Annotated in this window: 19 protein-coding genes and 3 pseudogenes; 13 read left to right on the top strand and 9 right to left on the bottom strand. The window is 70.0% G+C overall.

Annotation, left to right across the window (positions count from 1 at the left end):
• Positions 1–5: 5 nt before the first annotated feature.
• Together AB0I10_RS20685 and AB0I10_RS20680 are read right to left on the bottom strand one after the other, a co-directional pair.
• Positions 6–1,317, bottom strand: a pseudogene (locus AB0I10_RS20685) (DUF692 domain-containing protein).
• 162 nt (positions 1,318–1,479) lie between these two features.
• Positions 1,480–2,250, bottom strand: a complete 771-nt coding sequence (locus tag AB0I10_RS20680; RefSeq protein WP_363153978.1) for a peptidyl-tRNA hydrolase — start codon at positions 2,248–2,250, stop codon at positions 1,480–1,482.
• Between the two features lie 274 nt (positions 2,251–2,524).
• Between AB0I10_RS20680 and AB0I10_RS20675 the strand changes: the two are divergent.
• A pseudogene (locus tag AB0I10_RS20675) lies at positions 2,525–2,668 on the top strand (transposase); the annotation flags it as partial.
• Between the two features lie 215 nt (positions 2,669–2,883).
• On the opposite strand, the gene AB0I10_RS20670 reads toward AB0I10_RS20675, so the two are convergent.
• Together AB0I10_RS20670 and AB0I10_RS20665 are read right to left on the bottom strand one after the other, a co-directional pair.
• Entirely contained in the window at positions 2,884–3,048 is a 165-nt protein-coding gene (locus AB0I10_RS20670) for a hypothetical protein (protein WP_363153977.1), read from the bottom strand.
• A 49-nt stretch (positions 3,049–3,097) separates the two neighbouring features.
• A complete protein-coding gene (locus tag AB0I10_RS20665; protein ID WP_363153976.1) occupies positions 3,098–4,498 on the bottom strand; it encodes a glycosyltransferase family 39 protein in 1,401 nt (466 codons plus the stop codon).
• A gap of 403 nt (positions 4,499–4,901) precedes the next feature.
• On the opposite strand from AB0I10_RS20665, the gene AB0I10_RS20660 reads away from it, so the two are divergent.
• The 3 genes from AB0I10_RS20660 (at position 4,902) to AB0I10_RS20650 (ending at position 8,154) form a co-directional block, all read left to right on the top strand.
• Positions 4,902–5,195 (top strand): lactococcin 972 family bacteriocin, encoded by a 294-nt coding sequence (locus AB0I10_RS20660; RefSeq protein ID WP_363153975.1) that lies wholly within the window; start codon positions 4,902–4,904, stop codon positions 5,193–5,195.
• A gap of 207 nt (positions 5,196–5,402) precedes the next feature.
• Positions 5,403–7,466: a hypothetical protein gene (locus tag AB0I10_RS20655; RefSeq protein ID WP_363153974.1), complete on the top strand. Its 2,064-nt coding sequence runs from the start codon at positions 5,403–5,405 to the stop codon at positions 7,464–7,466.
• A 49-nt stretch (positions 7,467–7,515) separates the two neighbouring features.
• Complete coding sequence (locus AB0I10_RS20650; protein WP_363153973.1) at positions 7,516–8,154, top strand: ABC transporter ATP-binding protein; 639 nt, start codon at positions 7,516–7,518, stop codon at positions 8,152–8,154.
• Positions 8,155–8,810: 656 nt separating this feature from the next.
• Here AB0I10_RS20650 and AB0I10_RS20645 read toward each other — a convergent pair.
• Positions 8,811–9,122, bottom strand: a pseudogene (locus AB0I10_RS20645) (transposase); the annotation flags it as partial.
• Positions 9,123–9,277: 155 nt separating this feature from the next.
• On the opposite strand from AB0I10_RS20645, the gene AB0I10_RS20640 reads away from it, so the two are divergent.
• The 3 genes from AB0I10_RS20640 (at position 9,278) to AB0I10_RS20630 (ending at position 11,661) form a co-directional block, all read left to right on the top strand.
• Positions 9,278–9,955 (top strand): AIM24 family protein, encoded by a 678-nt coding sequence (locus AB0I10_RS20640; RefSeq protein ID WP_363153972.1) that lies wholly within the window; start codon positions 9,278–9,280, stop codon positions 9,953–9,955.
• A gap of 72 nt (positions 9,956–10,027) precedes the next feature.
• Positions 10,028–10,996: an ABC transporter ATP-binding protein gene (locus AB0I10_RS20635; RefSeq protein WP_363153971.1), complete on the top strand. Its 969-nt coding sequence runs from the start codon at positions 10,028–10,030 to the stop codon at positions 10,994–10,996.
• Complete coding sequence (locus AB0I10_RS20630) at positions 10,993–11,661, top strand: ABC transporter (protein ID WP_363153970.1); 669 nt, start codon at positions 10,993–10,995, stop codon at positions 11,659–11,661. Before AB0I10_RS20635 ends, AB0I10_RS20630 begins: the two co-directional genes overlap by 4 nt.
• 340 nt (positions 11,662–12,001) lie before the next feature.
• On the opposite strand, the gene AB0I10_RS20625 is transcribed toward AB0I10_RS20630, so the two are convergent.
• Positions 12,002–13,369 carry an alkaline phosphatase PhoX gene (locus AB0I10_RS20625; RefSeq protein ID WP_363153969.1) on the bottom strand — a complete coding sequence of 456 codons (1,368 nt, stop codon included), beginning with the start codon at positions 13,367–13,369 and terminating at the stop codon, positions 12,002–12,004.
• Between the two features lie 127 nt (positions 13,370–13,496).
• Positions 13,497–14,615 (bottom strand): cell division protein ZapE, encoded by a 1,119-nt coding sequence (gene zapE / locus AB0I10_RS20620; RefSeq protein WP_363153968.1) that lies wholly within the window; start codon positions 14,613–14,615, stop codon positions 13,497–13,499.
• Positions 14,616–14,682: 67 nt separating this feature from the next.
• On the opposite strand from zapE, the gene AB0I10_RS20615 reads away from it, so the two are divergent.
• Entirely contained in the window at positions 14,683–15,513 is an 831-nt protein-coding gene (locus AB0I10_RS20615) for a pyrimidine reductase family protein (protein WP_363153967.1), read from the top strand.
• A gap of 155 nt (positions 15,514–15,668) precedes the next feature.
• A complete protein-coding gene (locus AB0I10_RS20610; protein WP_363153966.1) occupies positions 15,669–16,148 on the top strand; it encodes an indole-3-glycerol phosphate synthase in 480 nt (159 codons plus the stop codon).
• A 63-nt stretch (positions 16,149–16,211) separates the two neighbouring features.
• On the opposite strand, the gene AB0I10_RS20605 is transcribed toward AB0I10_RS20610, so the two are convergent.
• Both AB0I10_RS20605 and AB0I10_RS20600 read right to left on the bottom strand, forming a co-directional pair.
• A complete protein-coding gene (locus AB0I10_RS20605; protein ID WP_363153965.1) occupies positions 16,212–16,898 on the bottom strand; it encodes an ABC transporter ATP-binding protein in 687 nt (228 codons plus the stop codon).
• Positions 16,895–17,974 carry an FtsX-like permease family protein gene (locus tag AB0I10_RS20600; RefSeq protein ID WP_363153992.1) on the bottom strand — a complete coding sequence of 360 codons (1,080 nt, stop codon included), beginning with the start codon at positions 17,972–17,974 and terminating at the stop codon, positions 16,895–16,897. Before AB0I10_RS20600 ends, AB0I10_RS20605 begins: the two co-directional genes overlap by 4 nt.
• A 329-nt stretch (positions 17,975–18,303) precedes the next feature.
• Here AB0I10_RS20600 and AB0I10_RS20595 point away from each other — a divergent pair, with 329 nt between their 5' ends.
• From AB0I10_RS20595 to msrB, 4 genes are all read left to right on the top strand, one after another.
• Positions 18,304–19,461 (top strand): sensor histidine kinase, encoded by a 1,158-nt coding sequence (locus AB0I10_RS20595; protein ID WP_363153991.1) that lies wholly within the window; start codon positions 18,304–18,306, stop codon positions 19,459–19,461.
• Positions 19,458–20,099, top strand: a complete 642-nt coding sequence (locus tag AB0I10_RS20590) for a response regulator transcription factor (RefSeq protein ID WP_363153964.1) — start codon at positions 19,458–19,460, stop codon at positions 20,097–20,099. The genes AB0I10_RS20595 and AB0I10_RS20590 overlap by 4 nt, the downstream gene beginning before the upstream one ends.
• An 85-nt stretch (positions 20,100–20,184) precedes the next feature.
• Entirely contained in the window at positions 20,185–21,588 is a 1,404-nt protein-coding gene (gene murC / locus AB0I10_RS20585) for a UDP-N-acetylmuramate--L-alanine ligase (protein WP_363153963.1), read from the top strand.
• Positions 21,589–21,605: 17 nt separating this feature from the next.
• Positions 21,606–22,010: a peptide-methionine (R)-S-oxide reductase MsrB gene (msrB, locus tag AB0I10_RS20580; protein ID WP_363153962.1), complete on the top strand. Its 405-nt coding sequence runs from the start codon at positions 21,606–21,608 to the stop codon at positions 22,008–22,010.
• Positions 22,011–22,131: the final 121 nt, after the last annotated feature.

The following is a 22,131-nucleotide window of genomic DNA, read 5'->3' as shown; positions in this document are numbered from 1 at the left end:
GGCCATCACCTCCGGTGCAGCGCGCGTCGAACGGCGTGAGCGAGGCGGGACGCGGGTCCCGTGGACGGCGGCTTCGGCCCGGCGCGATCCCGCCACCACTGCGTCAACTGCCGCCGCGCCGCAGGGTCCTCGGGGCGGTCCTGCGCCAGCAGATGCGCCGCGAAGTCCAGGGCGTCCTGCCGGTAGCCGCCGCCCATGGGCCGGTGCCTGGCATAGCCGACAAAGGCGGCCCGGTAGTCCTCGCCGAGGATCTCGGGCAGCTCGGGAGCGACCTTGGCGACGACGGAGGCCCGCTTGGCGGTCAGCGCCCGGCTCTGCACTTGCAGCCGGCCGCCGTCGAAGCCCTCCGGGGCGGGCGTCCCCGCGACTAGAGAGGACAGCAGCGCGGTCTGCGCGAGCGCCAGCCGCTGCCGCGCCGCCTCCGTGGAGCCGCCCGGGGCTGTCGTCCCGCTCCCGGACCGGACCGTCACCGGCTCAAGCCGCTTGGACATGACGGGCCTCCTTCAGTACGGCGCGTATCGCATCGAGTTCCCCGGCCAGCTCCCCGCCCTCGGGGAAGTCCTCGTCGCGCTCCAGCAGCACACCGGGCGGCGTGGTCCGGGCGCAGAGCTCGGCGAGCACGTCCAGCACGGGCTGGGTGACCGGGTGCGCGTGGCTGTCGTGCCACACCCCGTCCCGCTCCACGCCTCCCGCGACATGGACGTACGCGATGGCCTCGACCGGCAGCTCGTCCAGCGCGACGGCCGGGTCCTCGCCCCGGTTGATGTGATTCGTATGGAGGTTGGCGACATCGATGAGCAGCCGTACACCGGTCCGCTCGACGAGTTCGTAGAGGAACTGTCCCTCGGTCAGCTCCTCGCCCGGCCAGTTGATGAGCGCCGCGATGTTCTCCAGGGCCAGCGGCACGGGCAGCGCGTCCTGGGCGATCCGCACGTTCTCGCACAGCACGTCCAGCGCGTCGCGGGTGCGCGGCACCGGCAGCAGATGCCCGGCTTCCATCAGTGGTGAGGCGGTGAGCGGGCCGCCGGCGCGGACGAACGCGATGTGCTCGGTGACCAGCGGTGCGGCCAGCGTCCCGGCGCGCTCGGCCAGGGCGGTCAGCCGCCCGGCGTCCGGACGGTCCGCGCCGCCGAGGCCGAGCGAGACCCCGTGCGGGACGATGGTCGTGCCGCGCTCGCGCAGCTCCTGCAACGCGGGCGGCAGATGGCCGGGACAGATGTTCTCGGCCACGACCTCCACCCAGTCGACACCGGGCAGCCCGGCGATCTCCGCGGCTATCTCCGGCCGCCAGCCGATTCCCGTACCAAGGCGCTCCATGCTTCCCCCTCTCGCTCCGTGGTGTCGGTACTCATGGCCCGTCACGGCGAGCCGAACCCTGCACATGAGGGGTTCAGAGGTTGATTTGAGCTTCCTGCGCGATGACGGGGTACGGCCCCGGGGCCGGGGGAGGGGGCGTTGAGAGCTCGTCGCTCGCCCGTGTCAGAGCCGCCGGTCCCGCAGCGCGGGATGATCGGCGACGACCGTGCACGACCCCGGCGCGATCTCCGTGAACCCGGCATCCCGCACCACAGGCAGCCCACTACGGGTCAGCGCCTCCCAGGCCTCCCGCTCCGCGGACCGCACCGCCAGCGGGAACCCCGCCGCACGCCACGCCGCCCGCTCCGCTTCGCCCAGCTCCCACCACGCGAGCTGCGCCCCGTGCCCCGCCTGCGCCATCTCCTTGCCGGCCGACATCTCCAGATCGGGATTGAGCCACAGCACCGGATGATCCGCACCGGGCTCGGCGGGCCGCCGCGGATCTTCCAGCTCCGTCCCCGACACCTGGAGCCGCGCCAGATCCTTCGGCCACCCGTCCAGCGGCACCGGCGGGAAGACCCGCACCTCCGCGCTCTCGCCGCGGACCGTGATCCCGGGCAGCGCCTCCGCCCGCCGCCACTCCGCGCCGCGCGCCCGCCGCACCACCTTCCGGATCCGGGCGTCCTGCCAGTCCCGCACCGCCCCGGCCCACTCGCCGTCGCCCACCGCGCGCTCGTCCGAGAGCAGTACGAGCACCGCCCGCGCCGCCGTCTCCAGCGCGTCCGTACGCGCCGGCGGCGCGGCCTTCTCGATCCGTGCGACAAGCGGCAGCACGAACTGCGGGGCCGCGTCCCGGTCGGTCTCTTCATGGCGGGGGCCGCTGCTCCCGGCCGTCCCGCCGTGGTCACGGGGGCTGCTGGGACCGACGGGGCCGGTGGTCTCGGTGCTGATCACCATTCCAGTCTGCCAGCCACCACTGACAGCCGCCCCGCCGCCGACCGCCCGTCCAGGCCCCAGAGCCACACCGCACCCACCGCCCGTTGCCGGACGCGGCAGAAACGGCGGCCAGTTCCCCGCCACGCCCTGGTAGGGCTTGGTCAGGTTTACTCGGCAGTGGCGTGTCTGCTTGATCGGTGGTGTCATTGATCGAGTGTGATGGGTGGGGAGTTGGCCGTGGTCCGGTGTGACCTGGAGGACTTCGCGGCGGAGATGTTCGAGCCGTTCGCGCGTGCGGATCAGCGTCGGTGGGGTGGGTCTATCTGCGGGGCTGTTGCTGGATGGACACCGCAAGTCGGTGGAGCCGATGGCCGCCTGCCTGGGCGAGGACGGCAACCGGCAAGCCGTGGCCCACTTCATCACCTCCAGTCCGTGGGATGCGGCCCATGGGCGGGCCCGTCTGGCGTGGCGGATGCAGCCCACGCTTTCTGCACCCTGCAACGGCTTACCCGGTCCCCAAAAGAGACGACGTCGGCCTGAGCCTCTACCGAGTCGCCCGCGAACTCCACTTACTCCTCGCAACCTGGACCGGCGCCTACCCCACCCGTCACCGCGACACACCCGACCCCACACCAACCTGACCAAGCCCTACTAGGAGTTAGGGAGCTCATCCCCCGACTCCCTGAACACCCGTGGGGGGCCGTCGGCCTTGCCCTGCTGCACGGCCGCCGAAGAACGACGAGCGGGACCAGTCGTCGGCTCGGTGGACAGCTTCGCGATCTTCTTCTCCGGGTCGTCGAGCCCGGAGGGCGCCACGGTGGCGGCCGTGCAAACTCAGAAACGGGGGCGAGTTGGCCCGCTGCCCTCAATCGGTCGACGTGAGCCGCTCGTACGTCGTGACCCTCCGGCCACGAACCTGCTCGTTGGACACGGCCCTGAAGTACTTCTTCAGTACGGAGGTCTTCACCTTGTCCCGCTGTGCCGCCACCGGCTTCGCCACCTGCGGTGCGTCCGTCACCAGCAGGATGCGTCGCTGGGTCAGCATCGCGGCCCGTATGTCACTCGGGTTCGCCTCCACACCCTTCAGCGTCCCGGACTTCTGCGGGCTCTCTGCCAGAGCTATGTCTCGCAGACCGGAAAAGGCGCTTGGAGTGACGGACTTGGTGTCCCGACGTGCCGACGGGATGAAGAGCACCGCACTCCCCGGCTCATTCATCCGCCGCACATCCGACGCTATCGCCAGGACGTCGTCCACCCGGCTTTCCGGGGATCGCTTGGCCAGCGACTGCGGCAGCAGCGCTACCATCGCCACCACGATCACCACGGGGAGAAGCCATTTCGACGCCCTCGGGAGTCGGGGCCTGGCCGCCTGGACCGCAGAGCCGATGACGGTACCGATCAGCAGCGCCAGACCCAGCAGACTGAAGAGGATGTACCGGTCCAAGAACAGCGGTTGGATCAGGGAAAGACCGATGAGGCCGAGCGTCGGCACCGCCAGGAGCGGCAGCCCGACAACAGCCACCGACAGTCGGCCTGTTCGGGGCCGGTCCAGTAGGGCGCCGACGCCACCGATCGTCAGCAGGACCGCCGGGCCGATCATCATGTGCCAGGTCAGTGGCGGTATCCATGACACCTGTGCGGACTGGCCCCGACTGAAGAGGATCAAGGGCAGCACACAGACCGTGGCGGCCGCAGAGGTGATCGCCCAGCGGTTGCGTATTCGGCGGCCGGCTCGGGTCCAGACCAGAGTCGCCAAGTGTGCCGGCAGGATCAGCAGCACGAGCCAGTTCAGAAGCCCACTCGCCAAGACGGTGCCGCCGTAGGCAACCCAGTGCACCGTGCGGCCGCACCCCTGGAGCAGGGTCACGAGGAGCAGTGTGGAGATCCCGGCGCAGGCCGCGACCAGTGCGTACGGTCGCCCCTCTTGGAGATAGAACTGCACGGCCGGAAGCAGTCCGAGGGCCATACCTGCCGCCAAGCCCACCCATATGCCGGCCAGTCGGTGGCCAATGAGCGCCACGCACGCCGCGGCCACCCCCATGGCAAGCACCGAAGGCAGCCGCAGGGTGGTGGTGCTGGGGCCGAAGCACTCAAACACGGCGTGCATCAGCAGGTAGTAGCCCCCGTGCACGACGTCGACGTTCCCCAGCATGTGCCAAATTTCGGCCGTGGAGCGCTGGGCCACCTGCCAGGTCGCGGCCTCGTCCCGCCACACACTGTCCTGGCGCGACAGGCCCCACAGGCCGAGGGCAAAGGTCCACAGCATCGGGATCAGCCAGACAAGAACGTGGCGATGCCGCGGGTCAGTTGGAGACGCTATGGGCGTTGCTCCGCCCCTTGCAGCGCGAGGCGACGAACGGAGTGTGCTGTCAAGGGGCATGAACGAGGGCTTCCTGAGGGGCTGCTGAAAAGGGCGGAGCGGCAGGGAGTGTAAAGGCCACTCACCCTAACCAAAAATACGTCTGGTTCACGAAGTTGGTTGAACTCTTAAGAAGTCAAGTGCCCAGCCCTATCCGGGAGTTAGGCCTCCGCCGATGCAAGTTCGCCTCGCGGGGTTCCATGGGTTCAGGGTTATTTGGATCACGTACTGGAGAGTTGCGCCGCAGTCACCTTCTGCATCATGATCTTGACTTGTTCAGATCAAGATCATGATGAAAGGGGAATCATTCATGAACAAGCGAACGGGTATTAAGACCGCCGTCGCATCGGTGGCCCTCATCTTCGCCGCGGCCACTCCGGCGCTGGCCACCACCGTCGACGTCGGCGGGGGCCGGTGGAGCTACGACGAGGGCGCCAACTCGGCCTGGTCGAACTACAAGCACAACAAGAACAAGCACGCTTCCTCGGTGAAGATCGGCGGCGTGATGTTCAAGAGTGGCTGTACGGCCAAGGGGAAGTGGTCCAAGGCCTCCGGGACGAAGAACGGCGGCAGCGTCAAGTACTACTACGACAAGCAGTGCTAAGTCGCCTGGTTGAACCCCGAGTTTAGGAATGCGTGAGTGGCGCCGCTCTCGCATGCCTGACTCGCACGGCTGTGGGGGCGAATGCTTCATTCCCCCCACAGCTGTTCTTCTCACAGCTTGAACCTTCCCGGACGTGTGCTCGCCGAGCGCCCTCAACCTAGGTATCCGATGCTGCACCGAGGCATACGATTCGTTCACGCCGCCATCTTGACCTTTTCTGCAGTGCTGGCGTTTCTGTTTGTGCAGGGGCTGGATGAGAGCGGGGTTCTGGGAAACTCGGCTCTGGTTGACGTGCTCGACTCCGACGACTCGGTGAGCGCTGCTCAAGTAGTCCAAGCCGTAGAGAAGTTCTCGGCCGAGCGCGGGGTCGGAGTGGCCCGTGAGGTGTCCGATCTGCAGAACCCCGACGGGATTCGGCATCTGTACCTGGCTCCGAGTGGAACCCAGTCCCTGACGGCGGCATGGCTGGACGAAGGCTATCCGGCGTTCAGCGGGAACTACGAAACGCGCGTGCATCCGATCGCCGACCTCGGGCAACGGGATCCGCGGGGTTCCTACTACGTTTTCGGATCAGCTGCGGATGCCGATGACCTGATGGCCAAGTTCGGCGAACTCGGTCTGACCGCCGAGATCAGTCACCCGCTGTCGTACGCCGAACTGTCCGACAGGTACTCGGACGACCCCTTGCTCAGGGCCTTGTGGGTGGTCGCCCTAGCCGCGCTGACGATGACCGGTGCGAGCGTGCTGCTCAATGCGAAGTCGTACGCGGTCCTCCGCATGCAGGGGATGTCGTTCGTCGGGATCCTTTTGCGTGATCTACGACAGTTGGCAGTGTTCTGGCTGGTGGCGGTCGGCGCCGGGGTGGCTGTGACGCTGGCTTTCCTCGGCTTCTACAACGGCTTCGCGTGGTGCGGATTGTTCGCATCGGTGGCCGTAGGGGCCGCCGTCCTGCTGGCTGTCCTGGCCCTTGCCACCCATGCGGCCGTGCTCGCACTGACTTTCAAGGTCGACGTACTGCGTGCCCTCAAAGGTGATCTGCCCTCAAGGCACGCATCCATCAGCGTCTACCTGGTACGCATCCCCGCGCTGCTGCTCGCCCTCAGCATCGCCACGAGCGTCTCTCTCGCGGCCCGAGATGTGCTGACGCGCCAGGAAAACCGGGATGCCTATGACGCCGTGGGTGATGCGGTGTCGCTCCGTCTCAACGGCGCCTTCGCCATGCACACGGACCAGTTGGACAAGCATGTCGGCCCGTGGCTGCGCGAGGCCGACGGGCAGGGCAAGATCATTGTTGCCGGGCGTAGTGATCTCCAGGGCGCCGCCCCCGCCGCACAGTTGCCGGCCGGTGAGATCCTCATCGTCAACGACACCTATCTAGGCGAGCAGCCAGTGCTCGACCCGGCGGGACGTCGTTATACCGCCACTGCCCAGAGCGGCAAGACGCCGGACCCACGCTCGGTACGGGTCATCGTTCCCGAATCGCTGACCCCGCACGCCCCAGCGATCACCAAAGCGGCTGCCGAGATCATTGATCCGGATCTCAACCGGGACATCCCGATCAAGACACTCAAGAGCCGGACGGGGCAACGGCTCTTTGGCTACAACACCGGTGCCAACGTGTACAACTCGGCACATGGCCCAGACGAGGAAAGATCCCTGGTCCGCGACCCGGTCCTTGTTGTCGTCCCCAATGGATCGCGTTTCCTTACGGACGACGCCTATACCACGTTCGCCACTCAGGCCGGCATAGTCTTCCCCGACCCTGATGACGCGCTCAACGGCATCAAGGCGGAAGAACTGCAGAACTATGTGAGCTCGATAAGTCCCGTAGGCCAGAAAACCGCGATGGACCTCAGGGCCTCGGCCAACAAGCTTCGACTGCAAGTCTTCAACCTCATCGTTGCAGTGATCGTGCTCCTCGGTGCCGGTATAGGTGTCTGCATCATCTACTCGCGAAAGAACGCGCAGAGTATATTTGTGCAACACATCGGCGGCTGGAGATACCTCGCCACCCATCGTTTCATCCTGGCTGTAGAGGTGGCTATTGCGGTCATCTTTGCCACCCGGGTTCCTTTCGACGCATGGGCGCAGCAACAGGAGCTGAAGAAGTACGCTGCCGCCGGTGAGCCCGCCCCCTTTGAGCCTGTTCATATCACCGTGCTGGATCTCGGTGTCATCACTGGTCTTGTTGCTTTCGAATTCGGGGCTGTGCTCCTCGCTCTCGCGTTCTTTCATCGCCGCATAGTGAAGGAAGGGGCGACCGAGACGTGAGGAGTGACCCGTACAAGCGTGAAATGCCTCCACTCAGCCGGAGTATGTTGTGATCGATATTGAGAATCTGTCGAAGGAATTCGGTTCCCGGACTCTGTGGCGCGACGTCAACGTCACTATCAACCGCGGTGAGATGCTCGCCCTTGTCGGCCCCAGCGGATCGGGGAAGTCGACCCTCCTCAACTGTCTCGGGCTGCTCGACCGGCCGAGTGCCGGGGCGATTCGTTATGAGGGTAAGGACATCACTCGATTTGGCCGACGTGAGATCCGCCAGTTCCGCCGCGATACTCTCGGCTATCTGTTTCAGCACTATGCCTTGATCGAAAATGCGACTGTCAACGAGAACCTGGAAGTAGTCGCCAAGCCGCGCCGGTCGTTGCGGAGCAAAGCAAGCACGGCTATCGACGAGGCACTTGACCGGGTCGGCCTGGCGGGGCGGGGAAAGGAGAAGATCTACCACCTCAGCGGTGGAGAACAGCAGCGTGTGGCGTTGGCCCGGCTCCTGTTCCTGCGGCCGGCCCTGGTGCTCGCGGACGAACCGACCGGTGCCCTCGACGACGCCAATACCACCATGGTTGTCGACGTCCTGCGCGAGATGAGCAAGGCCGGATGTGCCGTGGTCATCGCTACCCACGATGTCGAAGTCCGTGACAGATGTGACGCCGTATTTGCTGTGCACGACTCCTAGTAGGGCTTGGTCGGGTTGGTGTGGGGTCGGGTGTGTCGCGGTGACGGGTGGGGTAGGCGCCGGTCCAGGTTGCGAGGAGTAAGTGGAGTTCGCGGGCGACTCGGTAGAGGCTCAGGCCGACGTCGTCTCTTTTGGGGACCGGGCCGGCCGTTGCAGGGTGCGGAAGGCGTGGGTGATCGAGATGAGGGTGACGTGGTGGTGGCAGCCGTTTCAGGTGCGGCCTTCGAAGTGGGCCAGGCCAGGGCCTGTTTCATCTCGCGGTAGTCGTTCTCGATGCGCCACCTGAGTTTCGCGTTTCGGACGAGGGTGGCCAGCGGGGTGTTCTCGGGCAGGTTGGGCAGCCAGAACTGCACGGGTTCGTCCTCGGTGGCGGGCTATTCAGCCAGCACGCCGGCAGCCGGCAGCCGGCAGCCAGCACGCCGGCGGCTCGGTGCCGGCCGCGGCTTTGCGGATCTCGCGTCCGGCGGGCCTGATCCGCAGGGCCACGAAGCGGGAGTGCATGCGCTCCAGGCCACTGTGGCCGGTGCCGGGTCGTGAGCCCTCCCTCCACTGCACTGGCCGTGCGGTGCGTTTGCCGGCTGCGATGACCGGCTGCTTCACGGCGAACAGACGCCAATTCACCGCCGCCGAGGCCCGTTGGACGCCAGAGGCAGTGATACCCCGGCCTGGCAGTTGGTGACCTTGCCCGCCGTGCCGGTGTACTTCCTGGTCACGCACGCGGACGCGTCCCCGTCCTTGAGGAACCCGGTGTCGTCGATGATCAGCGCCGTCGGTTGACGACCTGCTGCATCCGCCACGCCAGACGGGCCCGCACATGGCCGCATCCCACGGACTGGAGGTGACGAAGTGGACCACGGCCTGCCGGTTGCCGTCCTCGCCCAGGCGGGCGGCCATCGGCTCCACCGACTTGCGGTGTCCGTCCAGCAACAGCCCCGCAGATTGACCCACCCACCGACGCTGATCCGCACGCGCGAACGGCTCGAACATCTCCGCCGCGAAGTCCTCCAGGTCACACCGGACCACGGCCAACTCCCCACCCATCACACTCGATCAATGACACCACCGATCAAGCAGACACGCCACTGCCGAGTGAACCTGACCAAGCCCTACTAGCATCCTGGCCATGAACAGTGACCTCTTCGCCTCCGAGAACATGGCCACGCCGGCGACCGCGCCCGGTATGACGCAGCAGAACGCGAAGTCGCTCAAGTACTCCCTGGATGGCGAGTGTTACGCCCGCCAGGGCGCGATGATCGCCTACCGCGGAGATCTGCAGTTCGAGAAGCAGGGACAGGGGGTGGGCAAGTTCCTCAAGCGGGCCGTCACCGGCGAGGGGCTGGCGCTGATGGCCGTACGGGGCCGGGGCGAGGTGTGGTTCGCCCACGAGGCCGCGAACTGCTTCATCATCGACCTCGCCCCGGGCGACGGCATCACCGTCAACGGCCGCAGTGTGCTGTGCTTCGACCCGTCCCTCTCCTACGAGATCAAGGTCGTCAAGGGCGCCGGCATGGTCGGCGGCGGGCTCTTCAACTCCGTCTTCAGCGGCCACGGCAAGCTGGGTGTGATGTGTGAGGGCAACCCCATCGTCATACCCGTCTCGCCGCAGGCCCCGGTATTCGTCGACACTGACGCGGTGGTCGGTTGGAGCAGCTCCCTGCAGACCACGCTGCACCGCTCGCAGAGCGTCGGTTCGATGATCCGCGGCGGCTCCGGCGAGGCCGTCCAACTCCGCCTGGACGGCGAGGGATTCGTCATCGTACGGCCGAGCGAGCTGCGTCCGGAGAAGGCGTCCGGGAACTGATCCGGTCACGAAACGTTGAAGGAGTCGGGGGATGCCGGGGGTTGGGGGAAGGCGGGGGAAGTGCGGGAACGCATGAGACTGGACGGGGTCGGTCGGCGTTACGGGGTGGCTGGGCCCTGGGTGCTGCGCGATGTGCATCTTGAGGTGCCCGCTCGTGCGCTGCTGCGCGTCGAGGGGATCAACGGCAGCGGGAAGTCCACCCTGTTGCGCCTGTTCGCCGGGATCGACCGGCCCAGCGCCGGACAGATCACCGGGCGTCCGCGCACCGCCTACGTACCCGAACGGTTCCCGGGCGCGCTGCCCTTCACCGCCGTCGAATACCTCACCCACCTCGGACGCGTCCATGGCCTGCGGGGCCCGGAGCCGGCGCGTCGCGCCACCGAGTGGCTCGAACGCTTCGGGGCGGCCGGGCACGCGCGTACGCCGCTGGCCGAACTGTCCAAAGGCACCAGCCAGAAGGTCGCGGTCGCCCAGGCGCTGCTCGCGGAGCCCGAACTCCTCGTCCTGGACGAGGCCTGGACCGGCCTGGACCATGGCGCGCGCGAGGTCCTGGACCGGGCGGTCGCCGAGCGGGTCGCGGACGGCGGCACCGTGGTGTTCGTCGATCACGACCCGCGCCGTCTGGAGGGCGCGGCCGACGCGCGCTATCGGGTCGTGGACGGGCGGCTGCTGGCCGAGGAGAGCCGGACGGCTTCCGGCGCTGCGGTCGCGGCGGGCCCGCGAGTGGTCATCGAGGCCGAGAGGGCGCCGGGGAGCGTCCCGGAGCGGCCACCGGGCAGCGGCCCGGACCTGCCCGGCGCACCGGACATCGCGGCGGGGCCGGACGGCACGACCCGCCTCACCGTCCCGGCCGTCCACTCCGACGCGTTGCTGCGGGTGCTGCTCACGGCCCGCCCGCCATGGCACATCCGCTCGGTCACCGCCGCCCTGCCCCCGGACCAGCCCGGTGACCGGCACACGGATCCCGCATTCGCCCCCACCCCCGACGCCGGCTTCACCCCAGCCCCCGCCTCCGACCCCGACGAGGGTTTCCTCCCGTGATCGCTCTCCTCCGCTATCAGACGGCGCTGCTCGTCGGCTCGCACCGCTGGCTGCCGCCGGTCATCCTCTACGCGGCATATCTGGCCGTCGGCGTCCAGACCGGCGGGCCGATCCTCGATTCGTACGGCTTCGCCTCCGCCGGGCTGCTGCCCGTCGCGGTGTGGCTCACCCGGATCTGCGTCACCAACGAGCCGCCGGCCGCCCGTAGTTGCGCGGCGGCCGCCGCCGGGCCCGGCCGGGTCCATCTCGCCTGCGTGCTGACCGCGACGGGCGCGGCGGTGATCCTCGGGCTACTGGGCACGGCGTTCGTCGCGCTGACCTCCGACCCGCGCTCCTCGGACCACCGCGTCGCCGTTCCGGTCCTGGCCGCGACCGGCGCGGGGCTGCTCACCGCGCTTGCCTGCGTGCTGCTGGGGATCGCGATAGGCGCGCTGTGCAACTGGCCGGTCCTGCGCAGTCCCGGATCCGCCATACCGGCGGGGCTGCTCGCCGCGCTGCTGTTGTCCGTTCTGGGCGCCTCGCCCGCCAACGCCGCCGTGTCGGGGATGGTCACCGGGTCCGCGAGCGGCACGATCACCACACCCTGGCTGCCGCTCGCCGCCACCGTGCTGATCGCGGCGGCCGCCACCGCGACCGCCTGCGCGCTCAGCTCCCGGCGGATGTGAGGGGGCCTCCGCTGCGCGGGGCTGTTCGGCAGCAGTGCCGGACCTCCGGACTCCGTCCTGCGACCCGGCCTCTCCCGATAGGGGTGGAGAAAACCAGTGGGGGCACAGGCACACGGACAGATGCACCTTGTGGACGACCACAGACGCCTGACATGAAGCGCATGCCCCTACTGGCCCCTTCCACCCACCCACGGGAGGTGACAGACCGCAGGACGAAGTCCGGAGGTCTGTCACCGCACCCGACGAACAAACGCCCGCCGCAGGCGTAACGGCGAACAACCCCAACGGCGGGCCGGCCGGCAACGGCGCGCGACCAAGCCGGCCCAGGCAAAGCGCAGCGTCAGTGCTTCCACGGCCCCGTCACCGCGAACGTGGTGCCCGGCTGGTAGCAATTGGCGTACATGGTCCGGTGGTCGGGCGAGAACGTCACGCCCGCGAACTCGCCCCACTCCGGCTTCTCCGGGGTGCCGATGTTCTGCCGGCCGCGTGCCAGCGCGTAGACCTCGCCGCGCCGGGTGAGGCCGTAGACATGCTGGGCGCCCTCGCCGTCCTCGCAGACCATCAGGCCGCCGCTGGGCGCGAGGCAGATGTTGTCGGGGGACTCGCCGGGGAGCTGGAGGTCGGTGTCCGGGCCGAAGACGACGACCTGCGTGAGGCGGCGCCGCTTCGGGTCGTACTTCCACACCTGGCCGTAGTGGTCGGCCGTCGAGCCGTCCTTGCGGTGCGCGAAGCTGGCGACGAAGTAGACGCAGGAACCGCCCCAGTAGCAGCCCTCCAGCTTCTGGGCGTGGGTGATGCCCTGGGGGCCGAAGTCCTGGAAGCGGATGGGGGTCTCGCGCGCGAGCGGGTCGGGGACGTCGACCCAGGTGACGTGGTCGAAGGTGGTGCCCGGCTGCTGGACGGCGGACAGGTCGGGCACGCCGGGGACGCGCAGCGCCTGGAGGCGGCCGCCGGCGCGCAGCGAGCCGCGGCCGCCCCTCGGCTTCGCGGGCAGAAAGCGGTAGAAGAGCCCGAACGGCTTCTCGAAGGCGTCCTCGGTCTCGTAGACGGTGCCGGTGCCGGGGTCCACGGCGATCGCCTCGTGCTGGAAGCGGCCCATCGCGGTCAGCGGCACGGCGCCGGTGCGGCGCGGGTCGTACGGATCGACCTCGAAGATGAAGCCGTGGTCCTTGGTGTAGTTGTCGTCGCCGGCCCGGAGCTCGGTCTCCTCGCAGGTCAGCCAGGTGTTCCAGGGGGTGGGGCCGCCCGCGCAGTTGGTGGAGGTGCCGGCGATGGCGACGCGTTCGGAGCGGACGTTGTCGTCCGCGTCGAGTTCCAGGGCGGTACAGCCGCCCTCGCCGCCGGGGTCGTAGGTCAGGCCGCGGACGGTGGGGACGGCGGAGCGGGACGCCGTACGGTTCTCGTGGTTGCGTACGAGATGCCTGCGGCCGCCCTTGCCGGGGAAGGCCGACATCCCGTCGCAGTTGCTGGGCACCTTGCCCTCGCCGGAGGGCAGCGGGTCGCCCTCCCGGGAGAGGACCTTGTAGCGGAAGCCCTTGGGGAGGTCGAGCAGGCCGTCGGGGTCCGGGATCAGCGGTCCGTAGCCGCCCTGTCCCATGCTCTGGGCGGTCGCGGTCCCCGCGAAGATCTCCGAGAGACTGCCGGCGAAGGTGATTCCGGCGCCCAACGCGCCGGTTCTTGCCAGGATCTGACGTCGTGTCGCAGACATGGGCAACTCCCTGTTGGCGGACAGGAGATGTGACCCGCATGTGTGTATCACGCACCCCGGCCGTCGGGAACCGTCCGCGCGCTGTTCTCCAGGTGTCGCGGAGCCGGTGACCGGGGCGCCGCCCCCGCTACCCCGCTACCAGCGGCCCCGCGTCGCGGGCCAGGGCCGTCAGACGGGAGATGGCGCGGAAGTACTTCTTGCGGTAGCCGCCGCGCAGCATCTCGTCGCTGAACAGCTCGTCGAAGGCCTTGCCGGAGGTCAGCACCGGCACCTCACGGTCGTAGAGCCGGTCCGCGAGGACCACCAGGCGCAGCGCGGTGGACTGGTCGGGTACCGCCTGGACATCGGTGAGGCAGACGGCCTGGATGCCGTCGCACATCGCGCCGTACCGGCTGGGGTGCACCTTGGACAGATGCTCCAGGAGGGAGGGGAAGTCGTCGAGGGAAGCGCCGGGGGTGCGGTACGCGGTACGGGTGACGGTCTCGTCGTCGAACGGGGCGGGCGCCTCGGGCAGGCCGCGGTGGCGGTAGTCCTCGCCGTCGATGCGCAGCGGGCGGAAGTGTGCGCTCAGGCCCTGGATCTCGCGCAGGAAGTCGGCGGCGGCGAACCGGCCCTCGCCGAGCTTGCCGGGCAGCGTGTTGGATGTGGCGGCCAGCGCCACTCCGGCGTCCACCAGCTTGCCGAGCAGGGTGGAGACCAGGACCGTGTCGCCGGGGTCGTCCAGTTCGAACTCGTCGATGCACAGCAGCTTGTGGTCGCTGAGGGTGCGTACGGTCTGCTGGAAGCCGAGCGCGCCGACGAGGTTCGTCAGCTCGACGAAGGTGCCGAAGGCCTTGCGCTCGGCCGGGGCGGGGGTGGCGTGCCACAGGGAGGCCAGCAGATGGGTCTTGCCGACGCCGTAGCCGCCGTCCAGGTAGACACCGCGCGGGCCCTTGGGAGGCGCGGCCTTCTTGCTGCTCTTGCCGAACCAGCGCCGCTTGGCCGCGGCGGTCCCGCCGTCGATGCTCGCGGCGAAGGCGCTCAGGACCTCGACGGCCTCGGCCTGGCTGGCCTGGTTCGGGTCCGGGATGTAGGTGTCGAAGCGCGCGCCCTGGAAGCGCGGCGGCGGCACCATCTCGGCGACCAGATGCTCGGCCGGGACGTGTGGGGCGCGTGCGGTGAGCGCGGCGGGGGCCGCGTCGCTCCCGTCGGCCGGCTCTCCGGCTGTCGGGGCGGGCTGCTGGGACGAGGACTGGGAAGGTGACACAGCCGTCCAGCCTAGTCGCTGTGCGACACCGGATGGTCCGGCGAGCGAGCCATGTCACACTGCCGCCATGCGACGCCTGTTCCCCCTTTCTGACCGGTCCGCGCCCGCCTCTGACGCCGGGAGTCCCACAGCGAGGGCGGTGGCGCCCGACCCCGTGGACCGCGAGTGGACGCTGGACGAACTCGCCGACGCCTATGCGTATCCGGAGACGGACGATCCGGTCCGGGCCGGCCGCACCGGGTGGCTGCGCGCCAACATGGTCTCCTCCATGGACGGCGCGGCCCATCACGAAGGCCGCTCGCAGCCGCTCTCCAGTACCGCCGATATGCGGATCTTCGGCGTGCTGCGGGGCCTCGCGGACGCGGTGGTGGTCGGTGCGGAAACGGTCCGGCAGGAGGGCTACCGGCCGGCCCGCGCCCGGGAGGCGTTCGCCGCCCGCCGGGCCGCCGCGAGCCAGGGCCCGGCGCCCGCCATCGCCGTGGTGACGGCCGGTCTGGGGCTGGATTTCACCCTGCCGCTGTTCACCGAGCCGCTGGTCCCCACGCTCGTACTGACCGGCGAGGGCGCCCCCGCCGACCGGGTGCGCGAGGCCCGCGCGGCGGGCGTCGAGGTGCTGTTCGCGGGCGAGGGCCTCGGCGTCGATCCGGTACGGGTGGCCGGGATGCTCGCGGAACGGGGGCACACCCGGCTGCTCACCGAGGGCGGGCCGAAGCTGCTGGGCCAGTTCGCGGCGGCCGGGGCGCTGGACGAGATGTGTCTGTCGCTGGCTCCGGTGGTAGCCGTCGGTGACGCGCCGCGGATCATGAACGGTCCCGCGGTCCCGGTTCCGGAGCGGTTCACCCTGGTGTCCGTGCTGGAGGAGGCCGGCTTTCTGTTCACCCGCTACCGTCGGTCCTGAATATCAACGGAATTACCCGTTCCGCTTAGCTTCCGTTGGGCACACTTAAGCCAACAGGCCCCGTGTGGCGACGGGGCAGGATGGTTTCTGTGGGCGCCGTGCCATGCGGGGCCCGGAAGAGGAGAAGGGCGCCCGTCGTGTTCACGAGCGTATTGATGATCGAGAAGCCCCTGACGCCCGCCGACGTGGAGTTTGTGAGCACGCTGCACGGCGACGACCCGACCTCCTTCGTCGTCCTCATGCAGCCGCGTGGCAAACAGGACATCCTGCTGCGGGCGATCGACGACGTGGCGCTCGGCGAGTTCGACGACGCCGTACGCGAGGGCGAGGAAACGGCGGGCGCGCAGACCGAACTCCCCGCCGAACGCGCCCTCACGCACACCCTCGCCGCGCTGCGCGCCAGGGGCGCCGAAGCCATCGGGCAGATCGTCGAGGAGCACCCGATCGACCTGCTGCGGTCCGTCGTCGAACAGACGAAGGCGGACGAGGTGATCGTGCTGACCACCCCGCACTTCGTCGAGGAGTTCTTCCACCGCGACTGGGCCTCCCGCGCCCGCCACAAGGTCGGCGTGCCGGTCCTCAAGCTCTTCTCGCACGCCGCCGATGACCAGCCCCAGGACTCCGGCGGGAGCTGAGCGGGCCGCTCCGCGACGCGCCGGGCGCCGGCGGCGAGCCCACCCGGACGGCGTACGCAGGGCTCACCGAACCGCCCCGGCCCGGAGGCTCAGCCGCCCGTCCCGCATCTCGGCGACCTCGTCCACCGCGTCCAGATGCGACCGGTCGTGCGTCACCAGCACCGTCGCCGTGGCGCGCTGGTGCGTGAGCGTGGTCAGCAGATCCAGCACCGCCGCGCCCCGCTCGTGGTCCAGCGCGCTGGTCGGCTCGTCCACCAGCAGTACGGCCGGGTCGTTCATCAGCGCCCGCGCGATATTGATCCGCTGCCGCTGACCGCCCGACAACTGGTGCGGCCGCCGGTCGGCCTGACCGTCCAGGCCGACCGCCGCCAGCAGCTCCAGCGCCCGCGACCGGGCCTTACGAGGCGGGCGGCCGTCCAGGTGCGCCATGACCTGGAGCTGTTCGGCGGCCGTCAGGGACGGCAGCAGATTCGGCTGCTGGAAGACCGTGCCGACGGTCGTGCGGCGCAGCGTCGTCAGCTCGGCGCGGCTCAGCCCCGCGGTGTCCGTGCCGTCGAGCACCAGCCGGCCGCCATCCGGGGTGATCAGCGTCGCGGCCACCGCCAGCAGGCTGGACTTGCCCGAGCCGGACGGGCCGATCACCGCGGTCACACAGCCCGCCGGTACGGTCAGCGAGACCTTGTCGAGCGCGGTCAGCCGGGCGCCGCCGTCGGGATAGGTGAGGGTGACATCGGTCAGTTCGAGGCTCATCGGGCACTTCCCAGCGCGGTCAGCGGGTCTACGGACGTGATGCGGCGGATGGACAGCGCGGCGCCGACGGCACCGAGCGCGATCATGATCAGGGCCGGGACCAGCACGGTGGACGGGTCCAGTACGAACGGCACCGTGCCACTCACCCCGGCGCCCACCCCGGCCGCGACGGCGGTGCCCAGGCCGGTACCGATCACCAGCAGGACGACTGCCTGCCCGAGCGCGTCCCGCAGCAGCGAGCCGGTGGAGGCGCCGAGCGCCTTCAGCACCGCGACATCGCCGCTGCGCTGGATCGTCCACACGGTGAAGAACGCGCCGATGACCAGCGCGGAGATGGCGAACAGAAAGCCGCGCATCAGCTGGAGCGAACCGTTCTCCGCGGTGTACGAGCCGATGGCCTTGAGGGCGTCGTCGGTGGTGACCGTGCGCGTGCCGAGCTGCTTGTCGGCGGCGGCCAGACCGGCCGTCCCGGTGGTGGACAGGGCGAGCACGGTCGCGCCCCCAGAGCCGCCCGAGCCGCCGGCCAGCTTCCGCCAGTCGCCGAGCGACGTCCAGATCACCGGCGTATGGCTGTACATCGCCACACCCGAGACCGCCGCGACCCGCACCGTACGGCCGCCCAGCGTGAGCGCGTCGCCGGGCCGTACGCCCAGGGACGCGGCGGCCTTCTCGGACAGCACCGCCGCGCCGTCCCCGACCGGACCGGAGGCCGGCGCCAGCCGCGCCCCGGGCCGGACCCCGAATGCCGACACCGCGGCGGTCCGGCCGCCCGCCTCCGCCTTCGCCGTGGCGATCCCCAGCGGCTCCGCCCGCCGGACGCCCGGCACCCGCGCCCAGTTCCGTACGGTCCGCTCCGGGAGCCGTGAATCGGTGAACGCGACGGCGTTGTCCCCGGCGGGCGCCGAGAACACCAGGTGGTCGGCGGGCAGCGCGGTGATCGCGGAGGTGTTCTCCCGGCCCAGGCCCGCCGTCAGCCCCGACAGCAGACCCACCAGCACCGTGATCAGCACGATGACGGCCCCCATCAGGGCGAACCGGCCCTTGGCGAATCTCAGGTCTCTCCAGGCGACGAACACAGGCGCTGCCATCCTCGGCTCCGAGCGCCGGACCCACTGCCCGGCGGCTGGTCCCCACCGTCGTCTGCCACCGGGTCCCCGGGCATCGCGCCCAGGAGTGGTTCACCCGGATCGAATGGTTCAGCCCCGCCTCCACCTTTCGATTGATGCCGCAGAGGGAACGGGCGCCTAGCCTGAGGACTCCGCGCCCGAACAAGCCGTGCCCGAACCAGGGCCCGTCCCCCCATCGGACAGGCCCTAGCAGGGCCGACGAAGCCGTGACCGAAGAAGCCGTGACCGATCACTCCCTCACCCCCGTCCTGCGGGTACTGCGCATCTGCCTCCACCTGATGGTGGCCGCGCTGCTCGCGCTCGCCTCCGTACGCGCGGTCGCCGGCCACGCCCCGGACGCACCGGCCGTCCTCACCACCGCCGTCGCGCTCTTCGCCCTCTACGCAGCGGGCCCCTCGATGCCCCGCCTGCGCACCTCCACCTCCGCCGCCGCCCTCTGGCTCGCGGCCGTGGCCCTCGTCTGGATGGTGCTGCTCGCCCTCACCCCGGACGGTATCTGGCTGGCCTTCCCGCTCTTCTTCGTCCAGCTGCACCTGCTGCCGCCGCGCGGGGCGCTGCCCGCCGTCGCGGCCACCACGGTCATCGCCATCGCCGGATTCGGCTGGCACACCCACACGCTCACCGCCGGCACGGTCATCGGCCCCGTTCTGGGCGCGGCCGTCGCGGTCGCCGTCGTCCTCGGCTACCAGGCCCTCTACCGGGAGAGCGAACAGCGCCGCCGCCTCATCGAGGAGCTCACCGCGGCCCGCAGCGACCTGGCCGCCGCGGAACATGCCGCCGGTGTCCTCGCCGAGCGCGAGCGGCTGGCCCGCGAGATCCACGACACCCTCGCGCAGGGCCTGTCCAGCATCCAACTGCTGCTGCGGGCCGCCGAACGGGCCATCCCCGAGCGGCCGGAGACGGCCCTGGGGCACGTCCGGCACGCCCGCATCGCCGCCGTCGACAACCTCGCCGAGGCCCGCCGGTTCGTCCGCGCCCTGAGCCCGCCCGACCTGGAGGCCGGCTCGCTGCCCGCCGCCCTGGAACGGCTCTGCGCCACCACCGCCCGCTCGTCGGGCCTCGCCGTGCACTGCCAGGTCTCCGGCGCCCCGACCGAACTGCCCACCCCGCACGAGGTCGCCCTGCTGCGCATCGCCCAGTCCGCGCTCGCCAACACCGTCCAGCACGCCGCCGCTGGCCGCGTCGAGCTGACCCTCAGCTACATGGACACCGAGGTCGCCCTGGACGTCGTCGACGACGGCGCCGGCTTCATCCCCTCCGAAGTGCCCGCACCCGGCTCCGCCGCCGTCACCGGCACCGGCTTCGGCCTGGCCGCGATGCGCGCCCGGGCCCGCGCCCTGCACGGCACCCTCGTCGTCGAATCCGCCCCCGGCGAAGGCACCGCCGTCGCCGTCACCCTGCCCTGCCCCGCCACCACCCCGGAGGCCGCCTCGTGACCGACACGGACGCCCCCATCCGGCTGCTGCTCGCCGACGACCACCCCGTGGTACGCGCCGGACTGCGCGCCGTCCTGGAGACCGAACCGGACTTCGAGGTCGCCGCCGATGTCCCCACCGCCGAACAGGCCGTCGACCTCGCCGCACGCCTCGACCTCGACGTGGTCCTGATGGACCTCCAGTTCGGCGGCCGGATGCTCGGCTCCCAGGCCACCGCCGCCATCACCGCCCGCGCCGGCGCGCCCCGTGTCCTGGTCCTCACCACGTACGACACCGACGCCGACATCCTCGCCGCCATCGAGGCCGGCGCCACCGGCTACCTCCTCAAGGACGCCCCGCCCGAGGAACTGGCCGCCGCGGTCCGCACCGCCGCCGCCGGGAAGTCCGCGCTGGCGCCCACCATCGCGCTGCGCCTGATGGACCGGATGCGCAGCCCCGCGACCACGCTCTCCCGCCGCGAGACCGAGGTCCTCCAGCTGGTCGCCGACGGTCTGTCCAACGCCCAGATCAGCAAACAGCTCTTCCTCAGCCAGGCGACCGTCAAGTCCCATCTCGTCCATATTTACTCCAAGCTGGGCGTTGACTCCCGTACCTCCGCGGTCGCCGCCGCCACCGGACAGGGCCTGATCCGCCGCTGAGCGACCCGGCGCGACGCACGTTGTCGGTGCCGGGTGCGAGAATCGTCAACGGCACCACGCTCGCGACGATCAGGGAGACCCACCCATGGCACCCGCCATCCCAGCCTCGATGGACCGGCCGCACTTCATCGGCATCGGCGGAGCCGGCATGTCGGGCATCGCGAAGATCCTCGCGCAGCGCGGCGCCCAGGTCGCGGGCAGCGACGCCAAGGACTCCGCGACCGCCCAGGCCCTGCGCGCCCTCGGCGTCACCGTCCACATCGGCCACGCCGCGGACCACCTCGCCGCGGACGCCACCAGCGTCGTCGTCTCCTCCGCCATCCGCTCCGACAACCCCGAGCTCGCCGCCGCCCATGAGCGCGGCATCCCGGTCGTCCACCGCTCCGACGCGCTCGCCTCCCTCATGGACGGCCTGCGCCCCATCGCCGTCGCGGGCACCCACGGCAAGACGACCACCACCTCCATGCTCGCCGTCTCCCTCGGCTCGCTCGGGCTCAAGCCGTCCTACGCCATCGGCGGCGACCTGGACGCCCCGGGCTCCAACGCCGACCACGGCGCCGGCGAGATCTTCGTCGCCGAGGCCGACGAAAGCGACCGCAGCTTCCACAAGTACGCCCCCGAGGTCGCCATCGTCCTCAACGTCGAGCTGGACCACCACGCCAACTACGCCTCGATGGACGAGATCTACGAGTCCTTCGAGACCTTCGTCGGCCGCATCCGCCCCGGCGGCACCCTCGTCATCGCGGCCGACCACCCCGGAGCCCGCGAGCTCACCGCCAAGATCTCCGGCCGATACGACATCGAGGTCGTCACCTACGGCGAGTCCAAGGACGCCGACGTACGCATCCTCAAGGTCAACCCGCGCGGCCTGACCAGCGATGTCACCGTCATCCTCACCAGCGGCAAGATCCTCACCTTCACCGTCGCCGTCCCCGGCCGGCACTACGCCCACAACGCCGTCGCCGCCCTCGCCGCGGGCGTCGCCCTGGGCTTGCCGCCGCACAACCTCGCCTCCGCGCTCGGCACGTACACCGGTGTCAAGCGCCGCCTCCAGCTCAAGGGCGAGGCGGGCGGAGTGCAGGTCATCGACTCCTACGCGCACCACCCCACCGAGATGACCGCCGACCTGGAAGCCATCCGCGGCGCCGCCGAGGGCTCCCGCAGCCGCATCATCGTCGTGTTCCAGCCGCACCTCTTCTCCCGCACCCAGGAGCTCGGTACGGAAATGGGCCAGGCGCTCGCCCTCGCCGACGCCTCCGTCGTCCTGGACATCTACCCGGCCCGCGAGGACCCGATCCCGGGCGTCACCAGCGCCCTGATCATCGACGCCGCGCGCACCGCCGGCGCCGAGGTCACCGCCGAGAGCGACCACGCCGCCATCCCGGACGTCATCGCCGGAATGGCCAAGCCCGGTGACCTTGTTCTCACCATGGGCGCCGGCGATGTCACCGACCTCGGCCCGGCGATCCTGTCCCGCCTCGAAAGCTGAGCTGAGGAGCGACCCAGATGGCGTACGAGATCGACAAGCCCGACGAGCAGTGGCGCACGGAGCTGACCCCCGCGGAATACCAGGTCCTCCGCCAGGCCGGCACCGAGCCCGCCTTCGTCGGCGAATACACCGACACCAAGACCGCGGGCGTCTACTCCTGCCGCGCCTGCGGCGCCGAACTCTTCCGCTCCGACACCAAATTCGAAAGCCACTGCGGCTGGCCTTCGTTCTACGACCCCAAGGACTCCGAAGCCGTCGAACTCATCCAGGACCGCAGCCACGGCATGGTCCGCATTGAGGTGCGCTGCGCCCGCTGCGGCTCCCACCTGGGCCATGTCTTCGAGGGGGAGGGCTATCCGACGCCGACGGACCAGCGGTACTGCATCAACAGCATTTCGCTGCGGCTGACGGCGGACGACTGACGGCGGACGACTGACGGAGCGCAGCCGGTGGCCGGCCGGGTGGCGCGGGCTGAGGACAGCTGACGGCGGGTCAGGGCGACCACTCCTGCTCCGCCCTGCTCCGCCGCGTCATGCCCTCACG

Origin of the sequence: Streptomyces sp. NPDC050636 (assembly GCF_040654775.1) — a bacterium.
Lineage (GTDB): Bacteria > Actinomycetota > Actinomycetes > Streptomycetales > Streptomycetaceae > Streptomyces.
This window is presented reverse-complemented; position numbering and strand designations above follow the sequence as displayed.

Bases quoted from the DNA above. Each gene is read 5' to 3' on its own strand.
- AB0I10_RS20665 (WP_363153976.1), bottom strand. From the start codon at position 4,498: ATGCTGTGGACCTTTGCCCTCGGCCTGTGGGGCCTGTCGCGCCAGGAC.
- AB0I10_RS20660 (WP_363153975.1), top strand. From the start codon at position 4,902: ATGAACAAGCGAACGGGTATTAAGACCGCCGTCGCATCGGTGGCCCTC.
- AB0I10_RS20640 (WP_363153972.1), top strand. From the start codon at position 9,278: ATGAACAGTGACCTCTTCGCCTCCGAGAACATGGCCACGCCGGCGACC.
- AB0I10_RS20635 (WP_363153971.1), top strand. From the start codon at position 10,028: ATGAGACTGGACGGGGTCGGTCGGCGTTACGGGGTGGCTGGGCCCTGG.
- AB0I10_RS20625 (WP_363153969.1), bottom strand. From the start codon at position 13,369: ATGTCTGCGACACGACGTCAGATCCTGGCAAGAACCGGCGCGTTGGGC.
- AB0I10_RS20615 (WP_363153967.1), top strand. From the start codon at position 14,683: ATGCGACGCCTGTTCCCCCTTTCTGACCGGTCCGCGCCCGCCTCTGAC.
- AB0I10_RS20610 (WP_363153966.1), top strand. From the start codon at position 15,669: ATGATCGAGAAGCCCCTGACGCCCGCCGACGTGGAGTTTGTGAGCACG.
- AB0I10_RS20605 (WP_363153965.1), bottom strand. From the start codon at position 16,898: ATGAGCCTCGAACTGACCGATGTCACCCTCACCTATCCCGACGGCGGC.
- AB0I10_RS20595 (WP_363153991.1), top strand. From the start codon at position 18,304: ATGGTGGCCGCGCTGCTCGCGCTCGCCTCCGTACGCGCGGTCGCCGGC.
- murC (WP_363153963.1), top strand. From the start codon at position 20,185: ATGGCACCCGCCATCCCAGCCTCGATGGACCGGCCGCACTTCATCGGC.
- msrB (WP_363153962.1), top strand. From the start codon at position 21,606: ATGGCGTACGAGATCGACAAGCCCGACGAGCAGTGGCGCACGGAGCTG.